General features: G+C 70.9%; 14 protein-coding genes, 5 tRNA genes and 1 pseudogene. 13 read left to right on the plus strand and 7 right to left on the minus strand.

Going from position 1 to position 15,346, the window contains the following annotated elements; genetic code table 11:
- The 4 genes and pseudogenes from IE247_RS22995 to IE247_RS23010 form a co-directional block, all read right to left on the minus strand.
- Positions 1 to 105, minus strand: a pseudogene (locus IE247_RS22995) (ATP-binding protein); the annotation flags it as partial.
- Positions 86 to 490, minus strand: a complete 405-nt coding sequence (locus IE247_RS23000; RefSeq protein WP_190125145.1) for a DUF742 domain-containing protein — start codon at positions 488 to 490, stop codon at positions 86 to 88. The gene IE247_RS23000 and the pseudogene IE247_RS22995, both read right to left, overlap by 20 nt.
- 136 nt (positions 491 to 626) lie before the next feature.
- Positions 627 to 1,040, minus strand: a complete 414-nt coding sequence (locus IE247_RS23005) for a roadblock/LC7 domain-containing protein (protein ID WP_190125275.1) — start codon at positions 1,038 to 1,040, stop codon at positions 627 to 629.
- 9 nt (positions 1,041 to 1,049) lie between these two features.
- A complete protein-coding gene (locus tag IE247_RS23010; RefSeq protein ID WP_190125146.1) occupies positions 1,050 to 5,468 on the minus strand; it encodes a sensor histidine kinase in 4,419 nt (1,472 codons plus the stop codon).
- Between the two features lie 572 nt (positions 5,469 to 6,040).
- Between IE247_RS23010 and IE247_RS23015 the strand changes: the two genes are divergently transcribed.
- The 9 genes from IE247_RS23015 to IE247_RS23055 all read left to right on the plus strand — a co-directional run bounded on the left by IE247_RS23015 (position 6,041) and on the right by IE247_RS23055 (position 9,953).
- Positions 6,041 to 6,211: a hypothetical protein gene (locus IE247_RS23015; RefSeq protein ID WP_190125147.1), complete on the plus strand. Its 171-nt coding sequence runs from the start codon at positions 6,041 to 6,043 to the stop codon at positions 6,209 to 6,211.
- Positions 6,212 to 6,338: 127 nt separating this feature from the next.
- On the plus strand, positions 6,339 to 7,115 hold the full coding sequence (locus IE247_RS23020) for a fumarylacetoacetate hydrolase family protein (RefSeq protein WP_190125148.1): 777 nt from the start codon (positions 6,339 to 6,341) through the stop codon (positions 7,113 to 7,115).
- Entirely contained in the window at positions 7,108 to 8,583 is a 1,476-nt protein-coding gene (gene gltX / locus IE247_RS23025) for a glutamate--tRNA ligase (RefSeq protein ID WP_190125149.1), read from the plus strand. The genes IE247_RS23020 and gltX overlap by 8 nt, the downstream gene beginning before the upstream one ends.
- 52 nt (positions 8,584 to 8,635) lie before the next feature.
- On the plus strand, positions 8,636 to 9,355 hold the full coding sequence (locus tag IE247_RS23030; RefSeq protein ID WP_190125150.1) for an HAD family hydrolase: 720 nt from the start codon (positions 8,636 to 8,638) through the stop codon (positions 9,353 to 9,355).
- A gap of 88 nt (positions 9,356 to 9,443) precedes the next feature.
- Positions 9,444 to 9,515: transfer RNA gene (locus tag IE247_RS23035), tRNA-Gln, on the plus strand.
- A 22-nt stretch (positions 9,516 to 9,537) separates the two neighbouring features.
- A tRNA-Glu gene (locus IE247_RS23040) sits at positions 9,538 to 9,610 on the plus strand.
- A gap of 84 nt (positions 9,611 to 9,694) precedes the next feature.
- Positions 9,695 to 9,767 (plus strand) — tRNA-Glu (locus IE247_RS23045).
- A gap of 16 nt (positions 9,768 to 9,783) precedes the next feature.
- Positions 9,784 to 9,855, plus strand: a tRNA-Gln gene (locus IE247_RS23050).
- 25 nt (positions 9,856 to 9,880) lie between these two features.
- Positions 9,881 to 9,953, plus strand: a tRNA-Glu gene (locus IE247_RS23055).
- 147 nt (positions 9,954 to 10,100) lie between these two features.
- Here the strand turns inward: IE247_RS23055 and ndgR are convergent.
- On the minus strand, positions 10,101 to 10,817 hold the full coding sequence (gene ndgR, locus IE247_RS23060) for an IclR family transcriptional regulator NdgR (RefSeq protein ID WP_190125151.1): 717 nt from the start codon (positions 10,815 to 10,817) through the stop codon (positions 10,101 to 10,103).
- 141 nt (positions 10,818 to 10,958) lie between these two features.
- On the opposite strand from ndgR, the gene leuC reads away from it, so the two are divergent.
- The 4 genes from leuC to IE247_RS23080 all read left to right on the plus strand — a co-directional run bounded on the left by leuC (position 10,959) and on the right by IE247_RS23080 (position 14,150).
- Positions 10,959 to 12,389, plus strand: a complete 1,431-nt coding sequence (gene leuC / locus IE247_RS23065) for a 3-isopropylmalate dehydratase large subunit (RefSeq protein ID WP_190125152.1) — start codon at positions 10,959 to 10,961, stop codon at positions 12,387 to 12,389.
- A gap of 6 nt (positions 12,390 to 12,395) precedes the next feature.
- Positions 12,396 to 12,989 (plus strand): 3-isopropylmalate dehydratase small subunit, encoded by a 594-nt coding sequence (gene leuD / locus IE247_RS23070; RefSeq protein ID WP_190125153.1) that lies wholly within the window; start codon positions 12,396 to 12,398, stop codon positions 12,987 to 12,989.
- Between the two features lie 104 nt (positions 12,990 to 13,093).
- Positions 13,094 to 13,321 carry an SCO5555 family protein gene (locus IE247_RS23075; protein WP_190125154.1) on the plus strand — a complete coding sequence of 76 codons (228 nt, stop codon included), beginning with the start codon at positions 13,094 to 13,096 and terminating at the stop codon, positions 13,319 to 13,321.
- 154 nt (positions 13,322 to 13,475) lie between these two features.
- Positions 13,476 to 14,150, plus strand: coding sequence for an HU family DNA-binding protein (locus tag IE247_RS23080; RefSeq protein ID WP_190125155.1), 675 nt, complete (start codon positions 13,476 to 13,478; stop codon positions 14,148 to 14,150).
- Positions 14,151 to 14,264: 114 nt separating this feature from the next.
- On the opposite strand, the gene IE247_RS23085 is transcribed toward IE247_RS23080, so the two are convergent.
- Together IE247_RS23085 and cofC are read right to left on the minus strand one after the other, a co-directional pair.
- Positions 14,265 to 14,468, minus strand: coding sequence for a hypothetical protein (locus tag IE247_RS23085; RefSeq protein WP_190125156.1), 204 nt, complete (start codon positions 14,466 to 14,468; stop codon positions 14,265 to 14,267).
- A 111-nt stretch (positions 14,469 to 14,579) separates the two neighbouring features.
- Positions 14,580 to 15,293 (minus strand): 2-phospho-L-lactate guanylyltransferase, encoded by a 714-nt coding sequence (gene cofC, locus IE247_RS23090; protein ID WP_229869295.1) that lies wholly within the window; start codon positions 15,291 to 15,293, stop codon positions 14,580 to 14,582.
- Between the last annotated feature and the right edge of the window lie 53 nt (positions 15,294 to 15,346).

The following is a 15,346-nucleotide window of genomic DNA, read 5'->3' on the forward strand; positions in this document are numbered from 1 at the left end:
GCCGACGAACGTGGTCTTGCCCACGCCGAAGCCGCCCGCCACCACGATCTTCGCGCTGGTGGTCGATCTTGGAGCGGTACCGCCGCTAGAGCTTGCGAAGTCCACTGAGCACCCTTTCGAGCAGTGTCACATCCGGCGTGCCGCCGGCATCTCCGTTGCCCGGCTGGTGGATCGCCACCATGCCCGCCTCGGCCAGGTCGGCCACGAGGATCCGGGCCACGCCGAGCGGCATGGACAGCAGGGCCGAGACCTCGGCCACCGACTTGACCTCACGGCACAGGTGGCAGATCCGCTGGTGCTCGGGGAGCAGCCCGGCGAGAAGGGCGGGGTCGGCCGTGGTGCTGACCAGCGCCTCGATGGCGAGCTGGTAGCGCGGCCGGGTCCGGCCGCCGGTCATCGCGTACGGACGCACCAGCGGCTGGTCACCCTCATAGCCATAGGCGTCCGATTGAACGCCGTACGGATCGTGAGAAGCGGTTGGCGGGGTCATGAGTCCTCCGGGCGGGACAGCAAGTGGTTGGCGTGCCGTCTGAGCGGGCCGGTGGGGGTCCGGTTGGGCGACCTGACGGTTGACGGCGCGAGGGCGCGCTATCGGGATGGATTCGGACGAGGACAAGGTGGCCGGGTCAATGGAGCAGACTTCCCTGGAGCTCGGCCCGCAGATCGGGGGTGAGAACCCCGCCCGCGCGGTCGACCAGCAGTGCCATCTCGTAACCCACCAGGCCGATGTCGCACTCGGGGTGGGCGAGAACGGCCAGTGAGGAACCGTCGGAGACGGACATCAGGAAGAGGAAGCCGCGCTCCATCTCCACGACGGTCTGGCTCACCGGACCGCCTTCGAAGATCCTGGAGGCTCCGGCGGTCAGCGAGGTCAGACCGGAGGCCACGGCCGCCAGCTGATCGGCGCGGTCGCGCGGGAATCCTTCGGACATGGCCAGCAGGAGTCCGTCGGCGGAGACCACCACCGTGTGGGACACCCCTGGGGTGTTGTCCACAAAGTTGGTGATCAACCAGTTCAGATTCTGCGCCGCCTGGCTCATCGGGCTCAACTAACGCTCCTGCGGGTGAGAGGGGCCGAGGTCGAAACCGCCGGTCGTCGACGTGTTCTGCTGACGACCCTGCTGAATGCCCCGGCGGAGGTTGGTCAGCCGGCCACGCACATCGTCGGGCGCTCGCGAGACCTGCGGACCGGTTTGGGTGCTCTGCTCCTGCGCCGTACCCGCGACCAGATTGGCGCGCGGGACCCGGCGAGGGAGTCCTGAGGTGGTGACGCCGCCGGCCGCGGGCTTCCGGATCCGCTCGGCCTGACGCACCAGTTCATCGTTGGGGGAGGCGCGCCAGCCGCTGTTGCCCTGACCGCCCTGGCCGTCCTGGCCGCCCTGCTCGGCGGAGCCGCGCTGAGGCAGCGCGGGCACCTGGCCGTCGGCCCCCGGCTCGGGAGCCCCGGGCCCGGCGGGCGCTTCCGGACGGCCCTGGTGACCCTGCTGGTGCTCGGGCTCCTCGGGCCTGCCCCGCTCCTGGGTGTGGAACCAGTCCGTCTCCAGGGTGTCGAACAGCGGGGTACGGCCGTCTCCCGGGCCGGCCGGCGGCAGCGCCTCGTGCTGAGGCTGCGCCGGCAGGGCCTGCCGGCCCTCGAACCCGCGCGGGGCGGGAGCCTGGCCGGGGGCGGGCGGCTGCGGCGCGCCCAGGTCGGGGCGCGGGTACTGACCGCCGGCCGAGGCGGGCGGGAAGTCCGCGCGCGGATACTGCCCGGTGGCGAACGGGTCCTGGACCTCGGGACGGGCGTACTGGCCGCTCGTCGAGGGGTCCTGGAGGTCGGGACGGCGGTACTCGCCGGTGGCCGAGGGGTCCTGGAGGTCGGGGCGCGGGTACTGACCGCTCGTCGAGGGGTCCTGGAGGTCGGGACGGCGGTACTCGCCGGTGGCCGAGGGGTCCTGGAGGTCGGGGCGCGGGTACTGACCGCTCGTCGAGGGGTCCTGGAGGTCGGGACGGCGGTACTCGCCGGTGGCCGAGGGGTCCTGGAGGTCGGGGCGCGGGTACTGGCCGCTCGTCGACGGGTCCTGGAGGTCGGGGCGCCGGTACTCGCCGCTGGTGGACGGGGAGTGGAGGTCGGGACGGCGGTACTCGCCGGTCCCCGACGGGTCCTGGAGCTCCGGCCGCGGGTACTGACCACTGGTGGACGCGGGCGGGAAGTCGGCGTACTGGCCGTCGGCCGGCCGCGGACCGCCGAAGTCCACCTGGGGCATCTGACTGGTGGCGGCCGGGTCCTGCTCGGTCCCGGGCCGGCGGAACTGACCGGTCGCCGAGGAGTCCTGCTCACGGCCCTGGCCCTGGCCCTGCGCGTCGCCGCGCTGCTGTCCGGGACCGCCGGGTGTGCCCGGAGCGGTGGTGGACGGCGGGCCGAAGACGTCCGGCCGGACGAACTGACCGGACTGGCCGGACTGCTGCTGCGGAGCGTTGAAGTCGGGCCGGGGGAACGGCTCCGTCGCCGGGCCCCCCTGCTGCTGGGACGCGCCGGCCTCGGGCCGGGCGAACTCGGCCGTACCGCCGACGCCGCCGCGCGCGCTCTCGTTCTCCTCGTGGCCGCGCGGCGCGTCCTCGGGGCCGCCGCGCCGCACGGGCTGCTGCTCACTGCCCCAGCTGGTGGTCTGCGGACGCTGCGGTCCGCCGGTGCCGGGGAGTTCGGGACGGGGACCGCCGGGGGCGGACGCCGAAGGAGGCAGCTGACGGCCGCGGCCGCCCGGCCCCTGCGGGCCGGTGCCGACCGGGGGCTCACCGCGACGGGGAGCGCCCGGACCGGAGGCGTTCGGGCCCTGGGCGCTCTGCGCGCCCCGGTTGCCGAAGGCTCCGGCGAGACCGCTGCCCTGACGCCCCTGGCCCTGCGCCGGACCCTGACCGGGCCCGCCGTCGCGGCTGGGGAGCGCGGCACGCTGGCCCGCGCCCGCGCCGACCTGGCCGCGCGGGGGCTGACCCGCGCCGAGCAGACCGCCGGAGGAGGCGCCCGCACCCGGACCGCCGGGGCCCTGGGAACGGTTCGAGGGTCCGCCGGGACCGCCCTGACCGCCGGGACGGCCGCCCTGGCCGCCGCCGGGGGCCCCGGGCGGCATGCCCTGCATGCCGACACCGGCCCCGGGAGCCTTCTTGCCGCCGTGGGCGACATCGACGGGCAGCATGACCAGCGCGGTCGTACCGCCGGAGTCCGAGGGGCGGAGCTGGATACGGATGCCGTGTCGCAGCGACAGCCGGCCGACCACGAACAGACCCATGCGGCGCGAGACCGAGACGTCCACGGTGGGCGGCGACGCGAGCCGCTCGTTGATCGCGGCCAGGTCCTCGGGGGAGAGGCCGATGCCGGTGTCGTGGATCTCGACCAGGACCCGCCCGTCGGGCAGGGCGTGACCGGTGACCCGGACCTTGGTCTGCGGGGAGGAGAACGAGGTCGCGTTCTCCAGCAGCTCGGCGAGGAGGTGCACGAGGTCGTTGACCACGCGTCCGGCGACCTCGGTCGCGGGGACGGCGGCCAGCTCGATGCGCTCGTACTGCTCCACCTCGGAGGCGGCGGCGCGGAGCACGTCGACCAGCGGCACGGGACGCGTCCAGCGCCGTCCCGGCTCCTCACCGGCGAGGACGAGGAGGTTCTCGCCGTTCCGGCGCATACGGGTCGCGAGGTGGTCCAGCTTGAAGAGCGAGGACAGCTGGTCCGGGTCGGCCTCGCGGGACTCCAGTTCGGAGATGAGCGAGAGCTGACGCTGGATGAGGCCCTGTGAACGCCGGGAGAGGTTGGTGAACATCGCGTTGACGTTGCCTCGCAGCAGCGCCTGCTCGGCGGCGAGACGGACCGCCTCGCGGTGCACGTCGTCGAAGGCCGCGGCCACCTTGCCGATCTCGTCGCGGGAGTGCACACCGACCGATTCGACGGAGGTGTCGACGTCCTGCGGGTCCGACTCGGAGAGCTGCTTGACCAGCTCGGGCAGCCGGTCCTGGGCGACCTTGGTGGCGGTGTCCTGGAGCCGTCGCAGCGAGCGGATCATGGATCGGGCCACGACGAACGCGCCGACCAGCGAGACGCCGAGGACGACGAGGATCAGCGCACCGTTGATGATGGCTTCCTGCCGGGACTCCTCGCGCAGCTCGCGGGCCTTCGCCTCCATCTCGCCGAGCAGCGTGGACTCGATCTGCTTCATCAGGTTGATCCGGACGCCGTAGTCGTCCGTCCAGTCCAGGTGCGAGCGCTTCTTGCGGCTGCTCAGACCGTCGGCGCGGTCGAAGACCCGCTCGGCGTAGTCCTCGGCCGCGGCGACCGTCGAGTTGCCCTTGTCCAGGGGCTCGGTCAGCGCCTGGGCGTCACCGCCGGAGGACTCGTAGATACGGGAGAAGCGCCGGAGCTCGGCCTCGCCGTTCTTGAGGGCGGCCCGGCCGTACTGCCGGTCGTTCTCGTCGAGGCCGGGGTTCTTGACGCCGGCTCCGCCGGGCAGCGCGCCCGCGATGATCGCGCGCTGCATGGAGGCGTACTCCTTGGCGGACGAGAACGCCGCCAGCGCACGGGTGCGCTTGATCATCTCCGGGTTGCTGGTGGCCTGCGCCATGTCCTGGGAGAGGCTCAGCAGGGATTCGATCAGCTGGTGGTAGCTCTCCACCGTCAGCATGTTCGGCAGATCCGCCGCGTACGCGGTCTTGCGGATCTGGTTCAGCTTGCTGACCTCGGTCGCGATCTGATTCGCGTTGGCACGGATGCTCTGCAGCGAATCGTCGTCGTCGGTGTTCTCGATGTCGCGCGTGGTTTCGAGGAAGCTCCGGCTGGCCCGGTCCGTCGCCTGGCGCGGCACGGTGATCCGGTAGTCGGTCTTCTTGACCTTGTTCGCCAGCGGACCGGCGGTCAGGTCGCGCTCGGCCTGGAGGGCGACGGCGAGCTTGGTCGCCTCCTCGGTCATGTCGGTGAGCAGCTGCATGTGGTCCAGCTGCTGCATCCGCTCCATCGACTCGTTGATCCGCAGACCACCCAGGGTGGTCGCCGCGACGACGGGGAGGGTCAGCAGGGAGATGAGCCGGGTGCTGATGCGCCAGTTGCGGAGAGCGATGCGCGAGCCGGTGTCCGCGGGGCCCTTGGCCTTCGGCGAGGGCTTGGCGCCGTCGCCGCCGCTCGCGCCGGCCGGGCCGTTCGCGCCGCCGGGCGCACCGGTACCGCCGGATCCGCCCGACCCGCCGACGGGCAGGCCGGGGCCGCCCGGGCCGCCGGGCCCCCCGGGGGGAGTCGCACCGGGGCGGGGCGCGCCGGGAAGCGGGGCCGGACCGGACCGTGAGGCCCGGTCGCCGCTGTCGCCGGGTGCCGCGGGCACCTGGTTCTGGGTGTGCTGGGGCGAGGATCCGCGGTCGGTCCCGCCGCGCGGCTCCTGTTCGGCCGCAGCTTCCCCTCGGCCCTGGCGGGCCTGGGGAGAACCCGTACCATCCCTCTTGAAACGTCCCTGCACTAGCGTCGCAACCTCTTGACCAGGCGTCCCCCGTGGCACGGCGGGACGGTGTCGGCGTCGGTGAGGCGCGGTCGCGCCCCGATGGTGGTCGTGAGTGACCGGCGCTGCTCCCCCTTTCCCGCCGCCGCTCGGCGCTGCGTTGCGCCCTTGCGCGCCGGCCTGAAACCGCGGCGGTGCGTGGAATTCCAGCACAGTGCCGGATCTCCAACAAGGGCGGCGTACCTTGCTGTGACCTGGGTGACACGGCGTGAGCGACGGGTCACCAGTTGTAGAAAGAGTTCAGGGATAAATGGGACATTTACCATCGATTTCGTGAGGGGTGAAGGGTGCCCCAGTCGCCATGATCGGGAGCGAAATGACGGATTCGATCATTGGTGTCCGTTTCATGGCGGTCAAAGACCCATCCGAAATGACCGAAATGTAATGCAAGTCGTGAGCAAACTCACATCGGACCGGCGGTCTCGCCGGGCTTTAACGGGGAATCGGATGTTTAGCCTGACGCTTTACAAGCACGCCAATCTGTCAACCGCCGCTCCCCGAGCGGCCCTCACAGCGAAGGCCGGACGCCCCCGATGAAGACGATGCTGCTCCGCAACATAGCCAACCCCCGTCGCACCACGCTCGCGCACCTTGAGGACGCCGAACAGCTGCGGGCCCCCGAGCTGCCGGAGCACTCGGTCGATCTTCCCACCCAGACGGCCAACCCCCGCCGCACAATCCTCATGGAAGCCCCCGCCTCCTAGGGCCCAGGCCTACGGGCCCGCCCCCGGCCCGCCCCGCGCCGCCGCGCCCGGCGGCCGCCCCGGCCGCGTTAGCCTGGAGCGTCAGACTCCAGCAGCGTCAGCAGTAGTAGAGGGGCAGCCGCATCCCGTGCGCATCGCCAGGTTCTCCATCGACGGCAATGTCGCCTTCGGCGCGGTCGAGGGCGAAGGCCCCGACGGCCTCGTTCTCGACATCATCAAGGGCATCCCGTTCGCGGACTTCGAACTCTCCGGAACGAAGGTCCCGCTGAGCAAGGTCCGGCTGCTGCCGCCCGTGCTCCCCAACAAGGTCGTGGCCTTCGGCCGCAACTACGCGGAGCACGCGGCGGAGCTGGGCCACGAGGTCCCCGACGAGCCGTTCGCCTTCTTCAAGCCGTCCACCTCGGTCATCGGACCCGGTGACGCCATCGCCTACCCCTCCTTCTCCCAGGAGCTCCACCACGAGGCCGAACTGGCCGTGGTCATCGGCCGGATGTGCCGGGAGGTCCCGCGCGAGCGCGTGAAGGACGTCATCCTCGGCTACACCTGCGCCAATGACGTCACCGCCCGTGATGTGCAGCGCCGCGAGAAGCAGTGGGCCAGGGCCAAGGGCTTCGACACCGCCTGCCCCCTCGGCCCCTGGGTCGAGACGGACCTCGACCCGAGCGACCTCGCCATCCAGTGCACGGTCAACGGCGAACAGCGCCAGCTCGGCCGTACGAGCCAGATGATCCACTCCATCGAGGACCTGATCGTCAACATCTCCGAGGCGATGACGCTGCTCCCGGGAGACGTGATCCTCACGGGCACCCCCGCCGGAGTCGGCCCCCTCAACGTCGGCGACGAGGTCGCCGTCACCGTCCAAGGCATCGGCACTCTCACCAACAAGGTGATCAAGCGTGGCTAACGCGAACACCCGCGTACGTTTCTGTCCCTCGCCGACCGGCAACCCCCATGTGGGTCTGGTCCGCACCGCCCTCTTCAACTGGGCCTTCGCCCGGCACAACGGCGGCACCATGGTCTTCCGTATCGAGGACACCGACGCGGCCCGCGACTCCGAGGAGTCCTACCGGCAGCTGCTCGACTCGATGCGCTGGCTCGGCCTGGACTGGGACGAGGGCCCCGAGATCGGCGGCCCGCACGCGCCCTACCGTCAGTCGGAGCGCATGGACATCTACCGGGACGTCGCCCAGCGGCTGCTCGACGGCGGGTACGCGTACCACTGCTACTGCTCCGCCGAGGAGCTGGAGGCCCGCCGGGACGCCGCCCGCGCGGCCGGCCGCCCCTCCGGCTACGACGGCCACTGCCGTGAGCTGACCGAGGAGCAGGTCGAGGCGTACCGGGCGGAGGGCCGCCCGGCCATCGTCCGCTTCCGGATGCCCGACGAGACGATCACCTTCACCGACCTGGTGCGCGGCGAGCTGACCTTCACCCCGGAGAACGTGCCGGACTACGGCATCGTCCGGGCCAATGGCGCTCCGCTGTACACCCTGGTCAACCCGGTGGACGACGCCCTGATGGAGATCACCCACGTACTGCGCGGCGAGGACCTCCTCTCCTCCACCCCGCGCCAGGTCGCGCTGTACAAGGCGCTGATCGAGCTGGGTGTCGCCAAGGAGATCCCCGCCTTCGGCCACCTCCCGTACGTCATGGGCGAGGGCAACAAGAAGCTCTCCAAGCGCGACCCCCAGGCCTCGCTGAACCTCTACCGCGAGCGCGGCTTCCTCCCCGAGGGGCTGCTGAACTACCTCTCGCTGCTCGGCTGGTCCTTCTCCGCCGACCAGGACGTGTTCTCGGTCGCCGAGCTGATCGAGAAGTTCGACGTCGCGGACGTCAACGCCAACCCGGCCCGCTTCGACCTCAAGAAGGCCGAGGCGATCAACGCCGACCACATCCGCCGCCTCGATGTGACGGCGTTCGCCGAGGCCTGCGCCCCGTGGCTGACCGCCCCGTACGCGAACTGGGCCCCGGAGCGGTTCGACCCGGCCGCCTGGGAGGCGATCGCGCCCTACGCCCAGACCCGGCTGACGGTGCTCTCCGACATCACCGCCAACGTCGACTTCCTCTTCCTGGACGCCCCCGTCGAGGACGAGGCCTCCTGGACGAAGGCGATGAAGGAGGGCTCGGACGCGCTGCTGGTCACGGCCCGTGAGAAGCTCGCCGCCGCCGACTGGACGAGCGCCGAGTCCCTCAAGGAGGCCGTCCTGGCCGCCGGTGAGGCCCACGGCCTCAAGCTGGGCAAGGCCCAGGCCCCGGTCCGCGTCGCCGTCACCGGCCGCACGGTGGGACTGCCGCTCTTCGAGTCGCTCCAGATCCTGGGCGAGGAGAAGACCCTGGCCCGCATCGACGCCGCCCTGGCGAAGATCGCCGCGTAGTCGCCCGAAAACCCCCCGGTGCCCGGCCCCTCCGTCCGAGTACCTTTGGATCATGCCTGTACGCGCGATTCTCTGGGACGTCGACGACACTCTCTTCGACTATGTCGGGGCCGACAGCGCGGGGCTGTTCCAGCATCTCCGTATCGAGGGCCTGGTCGGCGGATTCACCTCCGCCGACCAGGCCCTCGGCCGTTGGCGGGAGATCACGGCCGCCCACTGGGTCAGATACGCCGCCGGGGAGACCGACTGGCCCGGACAGCGGCGCGACCGCGTGCGGGACTTCACCGGGCTGGAGCTGGACGACGCGGAGGCCGACGCCTGGTTCGCGCGGTACATGGTCCACTACGAGGCCGCCTGGAGCCTCTTCCCGGACGCCGTGCCCGCCCTGGACCTGCTGGCGGGGGAGTACCGCCACGCCGTCCTGTCCAACTCCTCGTTCCCGGTCCAGGACCACAAGCTCCGGGTCCTGGGCGTGCGCGACCGGTTCGAGACCCTTCTCTGCGCGGCCGAGCTGGGCGTCGCCAAGCCCGCCGCCGAGGCGTTCCACACCGCCTGCGAGGCGCTGGGGCTGCCGCCGGAGGAGGTCGCGTACGTCGGCGACGAGCCGGACATCGACGCCCGGGGCGCGGCCGAGGCGGGGCTGTTCGGCATCTGGCTGGACCGCGCCGGAGTCGGCGGCAGACCCGAGCTGATCCGGATCACCGGGCTCGACGGGCTTCCCGCTCTGTTGCGGGGGGATACCCGTTTTGGAGCGTCGTCCACCTTCGGGTAATGTTCTTCCTGCGCCGCCCGGAAAGGCCAAGAGGCCGGAACGGAAAGCGCAAGCCAAACAAAGCCCCCTGCTGGGGGTTGCGTCTTGGTGGCCTATGGTGTAATTGGCAGCACGACTGATTCTGGTTCAGTTAGTCTAGGTTCGAGTCCTGGTAGGCCAGCTCGCAGAGCTTCATCTGCAAAGCCCCCGTTGTGTAGCGGCCTAGCACGCTGCCCTCTCAAGGCAGTAGCGCCGGTTCGAATCCGGTCGGGGGTACAGATCCATCCTGCTGATCACCAGGGTCGCTCCCGGTGATCGCGCAGTGACAAAACCCGGCTCCGGCCGGGTGGGATCGCTAGGGCCCCCGTTGTGTAGCGGCCTAGCACGCCGCCCTCTCAAGGCGGTAGCGCCGGTTCGAATCCGGTCGGGGGTACTGGTCTAAACCACCATGGGCTATGGTGTAATTGGCAGCACGAGTGATTCTGGTTCATTTAGTCTAGGTTCGAGTCCTGGTAGCCCAGCAGATCTTTACACGATCTCAGTCTTGCCCCCGTTGTGTAGCGGCCTAGCACGCCGCCCTCTCAAGGCGGTAGCGCCGGTTCGAATCCGGTCGGGGGTACGTGAAGAGGAAGCCCCTCGCGGTGACGCGAGGGGCTTCCTTTTGTGCTCGCACCGGTGCGCGCCGACCGGCGGGCGGGGCCGGAACCCTCCGTGCCCGCCGCCGAGTTGGGACGCGCTCAACCCGGCGGCGGTCCGATCGCCGTCGTCAGCCGCTGCGGCGCAGCGCCTCGCTCAGCCGGGCGGCCGAGTCGATGACCGCCTGGGCGTGCATCCGGCCCGGGTGGCGGGTCAGCCGCTCGATCGGCCCGGAGACCGACACGGCGGCCACCACGCGGTTGGAGGGGCCCCGCACCGGCGCGGAGACCGAGGCGACGCCGGGCTCGCGCTCGCCGATCGACTGCGCCCACCCCCGCCGCCGTACGCCCGACAGCGCCGTCGCCGTGAAGCGCGCGCCCTGAAGGCCCCGGTGCAGCCGCTCCGGCTCCTCCCAGGCCATCAGGATCTGCGCGGAGGATCCGGCCTTCATGGTGAGCGTGGAGCCGACCGGCACGGTGTCCCGCAGCCCGGAGAGCCGCTCGGCCGCCGCCACACAGATCCGCATGTCTCCCTGCCGGCGGTAGAGCTGGGCGCTCTCGCCGGTCATGTCGCGCAGATGGGTCAGCACCGGGCCCGCCGTCGCCAGCAGCCGGTCCTCGCCCGCCGCCGCGGCCAGCTCCGAGAGCCGGGGGCCCAGAATGAAGCGGCCCTGCATGTCCCTCGCCACCATCCGGTGGTGTTCCAGTGCCACCGCCAGCCGGTGGGCCGTGGGCCTTGCCAGCCCGGTAGCCGCGACCAGACCGGCCAGGGTCGCCGGTCCGGACTCCAGTGCGCTCAATACCAGAGCCGCCTTGTCGAGAACGCCGACGCCGCTAGAGTTGTCCATGCAACGATACTTGCGTCTCACACTGTGAAACGCAAGTTCACATTTCCCAAGAACCCGCCAGTCTGTAGAGGCGGCCCCGGAACATGGGCTCGCGACAGGTGTCTAGTAGCGCCGGCAGTGCGGCCGGCCGGAGGGAAAGCGATGGGTAGGACACTCGCGGAGAAGGTCTGGGACGACCATGTCGTCCGGCGCGCGGAGGGCGAGCCCGACCTTCTCTTCATCGATCTGCACCTGCTGCACGAGGTGACGAGCCCGCAGGCCTTCGACGGCCTGAGGAAGAACGGCCGCAGAGTGCGCCGTCTCGATCTCACCATCGCCACCGAGGACCACAACACCCCCACCCTGGACATCGACAAGCCCATCGCGGACCCGGTCTCCCGGGTCCAGTTGGAGACCCTGCGCGCGAACTGCGCCGAGTTCGGCGTACGGCTGCACTCGCTGGGCGACGTCGAGCAGGGCGTCGTGCACGTCGTCGGCCCCCAGCTGGGGCTGACCCAGCCCGGCACCACCGTGGTCTGCGGCGACTCGCACACCTCCACCCACGGCGCCTTCGGCGCGCTGGCCTTCGGCATCGGCACCTCGCAGGTTGAGCATGTGCTCGCCACCCAGACGCTCCCGATGGCCCCGCCGAAGACCATGGCGATCACCGTCGACGGCGAGCTGCCCGACGGCGTCACCGCCAAGGACCTCATCCTGGCGATCATCGCGAAGATCGGCACCGGCGGCGGCCAGGGCTATGTTCTGGAGTACCGGGGTCCGGCCGTCGAGAAGCTCTCGATGGAGGCGCGGATGACCATCTGCAACATGTCCATCGAGGCCGGCGCCCGCGCGGGCATGATCGCGCCCGACGAGACCACCTTCGAGTACCTCCGCGGCCGCGACCACGCCCCGAAGGGCGAGGAGTGGGACGCCGCGGTCGAGTACTGGAAGACGCTCAGGACCGACGACGACGCCGTCTTCGACGCCGAGGTCGTCATCGACGCCGCCTCGCTGGCCCCGTTCGTCACCTGGGGCACCAATCCGGGCCAGGGCGCGCCGCTCTCCGCCAGCGTCCCCGACCCCGCTTCGTACGACGACGCTTCGGAGCGGCTCGCCGCCGAAAAGGCCCTGGAGTACATGGGCTTGACCGCGGGACAGCGGCTGCGGGACATCAAGGTGGACACCGTCTTCGTAGGCTCCTGCACCAACGGCCGTATCGAAGACCTGCGCTCGGCGGCCTCGATCATGGACGGCCGCAAAGTCGCCGACGGGGTACGGATGCTGGTCGTCCCCGGGTCCGTGCGGGTCGCCCTCCAGGCCGTCGCCGAGGGTCTGGACAAGGTCTTCACCGCCTCGGGCGCGGAGTGGCGGCACGCGGGCTGTTCGATGTGTCTGGGCATGAACCCCGACCAACTCGCGCCCGGCGAGCGTTCCGCGTCCACCTCCAACCGCAACTTCGAGGGCCGGCAGGGCAAGGGCGGGCGCACCCACCTGGTCTCGCCCCAGGTCGCCGCCGCCACCGCCGTCCTGGGACACCTGGCCTGCCCGGCCGATCTGTCCGACGACGCCGCCCGTACGCCCGCTGGAGTCTGATCAGCCATGGAAGCATTCACCACACACACCGGCCGGGCCGTTCCGCTGCGCCGCAGCAATGCCGACACCGACCAGATCATCCCCGCCCACTGGCTGAAGAAGGTCACCCGGGACGGCTTCGAGGACGGACTCTTCGAGGCCTGGCGCAAGGACCCGGAGTTCATCCTCAACCGGCCCGAGCGGCAGGGGGCCACGGTGCTGGTCGCCGGTCCCGACTTCGGCACCGGATCCTCCCGTGAGCACGCCGTCTGGGCCCTCCAGAACTACGGCTTCAAGACCGTCATCTCCTCCCGCTTCGCGGACATCTTCCGGGGCAACTCGCTCAAGAACGGCCTGCTGACCGTCGTTCTGCCGCAGGAGGACGTCGACCGGATCTGGGAGCTGACCGAGGCCGACCCGGCCACCGAGGTCACGGTCGACCTGGTCGCCCGTGAGGTCCGCGCGGGCGCCTTCACGGCCGCCTTCGAGCTGGACGAGAACGCCCGCTGGCGGCTGCTGAACGGGCTGGACGACATCAGCCTCACCCTTCAGAACGAAGCCGACATTTCTACCTACGAGGCCTCCCGGCCGGCCCACAAGCCGAGCACGATTCAGGTCTGATCAGCGCTTTTACCCGACTGCGCCCTCCACCGTCCGGTGGGGGGCGCAGCCGTCTGTTGAGCCCCTGTCGGGCGACAACTCGCCCCAGATGGCACAATCGGTGCATGGAACGCGACAGCCAACTCAAGCTCTATGCGGCTGTCGCGGCCCGATTGAAGGAAGCGCACACCGCTGTGCGCGCACTGCAAGTCCCGGAGGGCGTACGCATGGCGCTGACCCGGAAGCTGCTGGTCATCACGGCCGCGGCGAAGCACGATCTCCCGGATGCCGCACGGCGTCTGGACCGCTTGATGAAGGACCTCGACGAGGGCCGATTCCCTGAAGGCGACTGACACCCGAACTCCGCGAACGGCGACTTCCGCAGTCGACTTCGTTGCGGCACTAGGGTGATTAGACCGTTTCGTGTTTGATTTGCGGTATATATCTGCCTAACGTGCGAAAAAGCCTGGGCGCATTCGTCCAGGCAATGTCTCCGAAGGGGAAGACGTGAACAAGGCGCAGCTCGTAGAAGCGATTGCCGACAAGCTCGGCGGCCGTCAGCAGGCCGCGGACGCCGTCGACGCGGTGCTTGACGCGATCGTCCGCGCGGTCGTCGCCGGAGACCGGGTTTCGGTCACCGGCTTCGGTTCGTTCGAGAAGGTCGACCGTCCCGCCCGCTACGCCCGCAACCCGCAGACGGGTGAGCGGGTCCGGGTCAAGAAGACCTCCGTGCCGCGCTTCCGCGCGGGCCAGGGCTTCAAGGACCTGGTGAGCGGCTCGAAGAAGCTCCCGCGCGGCGGCGAGGTCTCGGTCAAGAAGGCTCCCAAGGGCAGCCTCTCGGGCGGTGCTTCCACCCGTACGACCACCAAGGCCGCGGCGAAGAAGGCCACCGCCAAGAAGGCGACCACCGCCAAGAAGGCCACCGCGGCGAAGAAGACGGTGACCGCGAAGAAGGCGGCTCCGGCGAAGAAGACGGTCACCGCGAAGAAGGCGGCCCCGGCCAAGAAGGCCGCCGTCGCGAAGAAGGCCGCCCCGGCCAAGAAGGCGGCTCCGGCCAAGAAGGCCGCCGTCGCCAAGAAGACCGCCCCGGCCAAGAAGGCCACCGCGAAGAAGGCGCCGGCCAAGAAGGCCACGGCGCGCAAGACCGCCGCCAAGAAGAGCGCGACCGCCAGGAAGAGGTAAGCGGCACCGGCAGCACCGGGCCATCGACGCGCCGGGCCGGGCTCCCCTCGGGGAGCCCGGCCCGCGGCGTGCGAGAAGGCCGCTCCCGGGCCGCGGCCCGGGAGACAGGGGCCCTCAGAGCGTCTGGAGGGTCACCAGGGTGATCCGGAGGCCCTCGCCCGCGCCCTCCGTCTCCAGACGGACCCGCTGGCCCGGCCGCAGCAGCCGCAGCCCGCCCGCGTCAAAGGCGGCCGCGTCGAATTCCACGGGAGTGCCGTCGTCGAGCAGCACACTGCCGCTGCGGGTTTCCGGGTCATAGGTGTACGAGGTCGCATGCATGAGCGCCACCCTAATGCCCGGCCGGCCCACTTCGGGTTCCGCTTCCGCGCTCCCGGAGCCGGCTGTTTCCGGGGGACCCAGCCCGCTCCGGCGGGCGGACGGCGGCATTGGTCAGACGCTCCCCGGAGCGGTCGGCGCAAGGCGTTCCGCAGTGCGCGGTCCCACCCCCAGTGACCGGGCCGCCGCGAGATCCGCCGCGGTGTCCACGTCCTGGCGCACCGAATCGACGCCGTCGAGCAGGATTTCCACCGCACCCGACGCCGAATGACGGCGGCGGGAGCGCCCGCCGAATCCAGGACGCAATTCGACGCCGGTCCGCGCGGAGAGGAGTGTCGTGCCGACACCGGCCGCATCCGCCAGAAAAGCCCGGGGATATCCGGCGGCATGGGCCAGCACCCGGGCCAATTCCAGCGGGCGCAGCGCGGGCAGATCGGCGTTGAGCGCGGCCACCGGAGCGCCGGGCCGCTCGCGGCGCACCGCGCGGGCCCCGTGGGCCAGCGCCGCGTTGAGCCCGGCGGCCGGGGTGTCCGGCACGATCCGGGCCCCGAGCGCGGCCAGCTCGGCGCCCGCCACGTGATCGTCCGTGACAACTGCCACATCCCGTACGGCGGGGCTGGCCAGCACCGCCGCGACGGTGTCCAGGGCGAAGGCGAGAGCGAGCCGGGGCCGCAGAACGCCGTCCGCCGCCGGGGCGAGTCGGCTCTTGGCCAGCGCGAGGGGCTTCAGCGGGACCACCAGGGACCAGTGGGCCTTCGGGTCGATGTTCGTGGCTGGCTCTCCGTCCGTGCGCGTCGGGGCCCCATTGTGGCCCGGAGCCCGTGTCATCAGGAGGTCCGGTCCGGTGACCGGAGCGTACGGTGTGCTCGACAGACCAGGGG

It is taken from the genome of Streptomyces inusitatus, from assembly GCF_014651115.1.
GTDB lineage: Bacteria > Actinomycetota > Actinomycetes > Streptomycetales > Streptomycetaceae > Streptomyces > Streptomyces amakusaensis.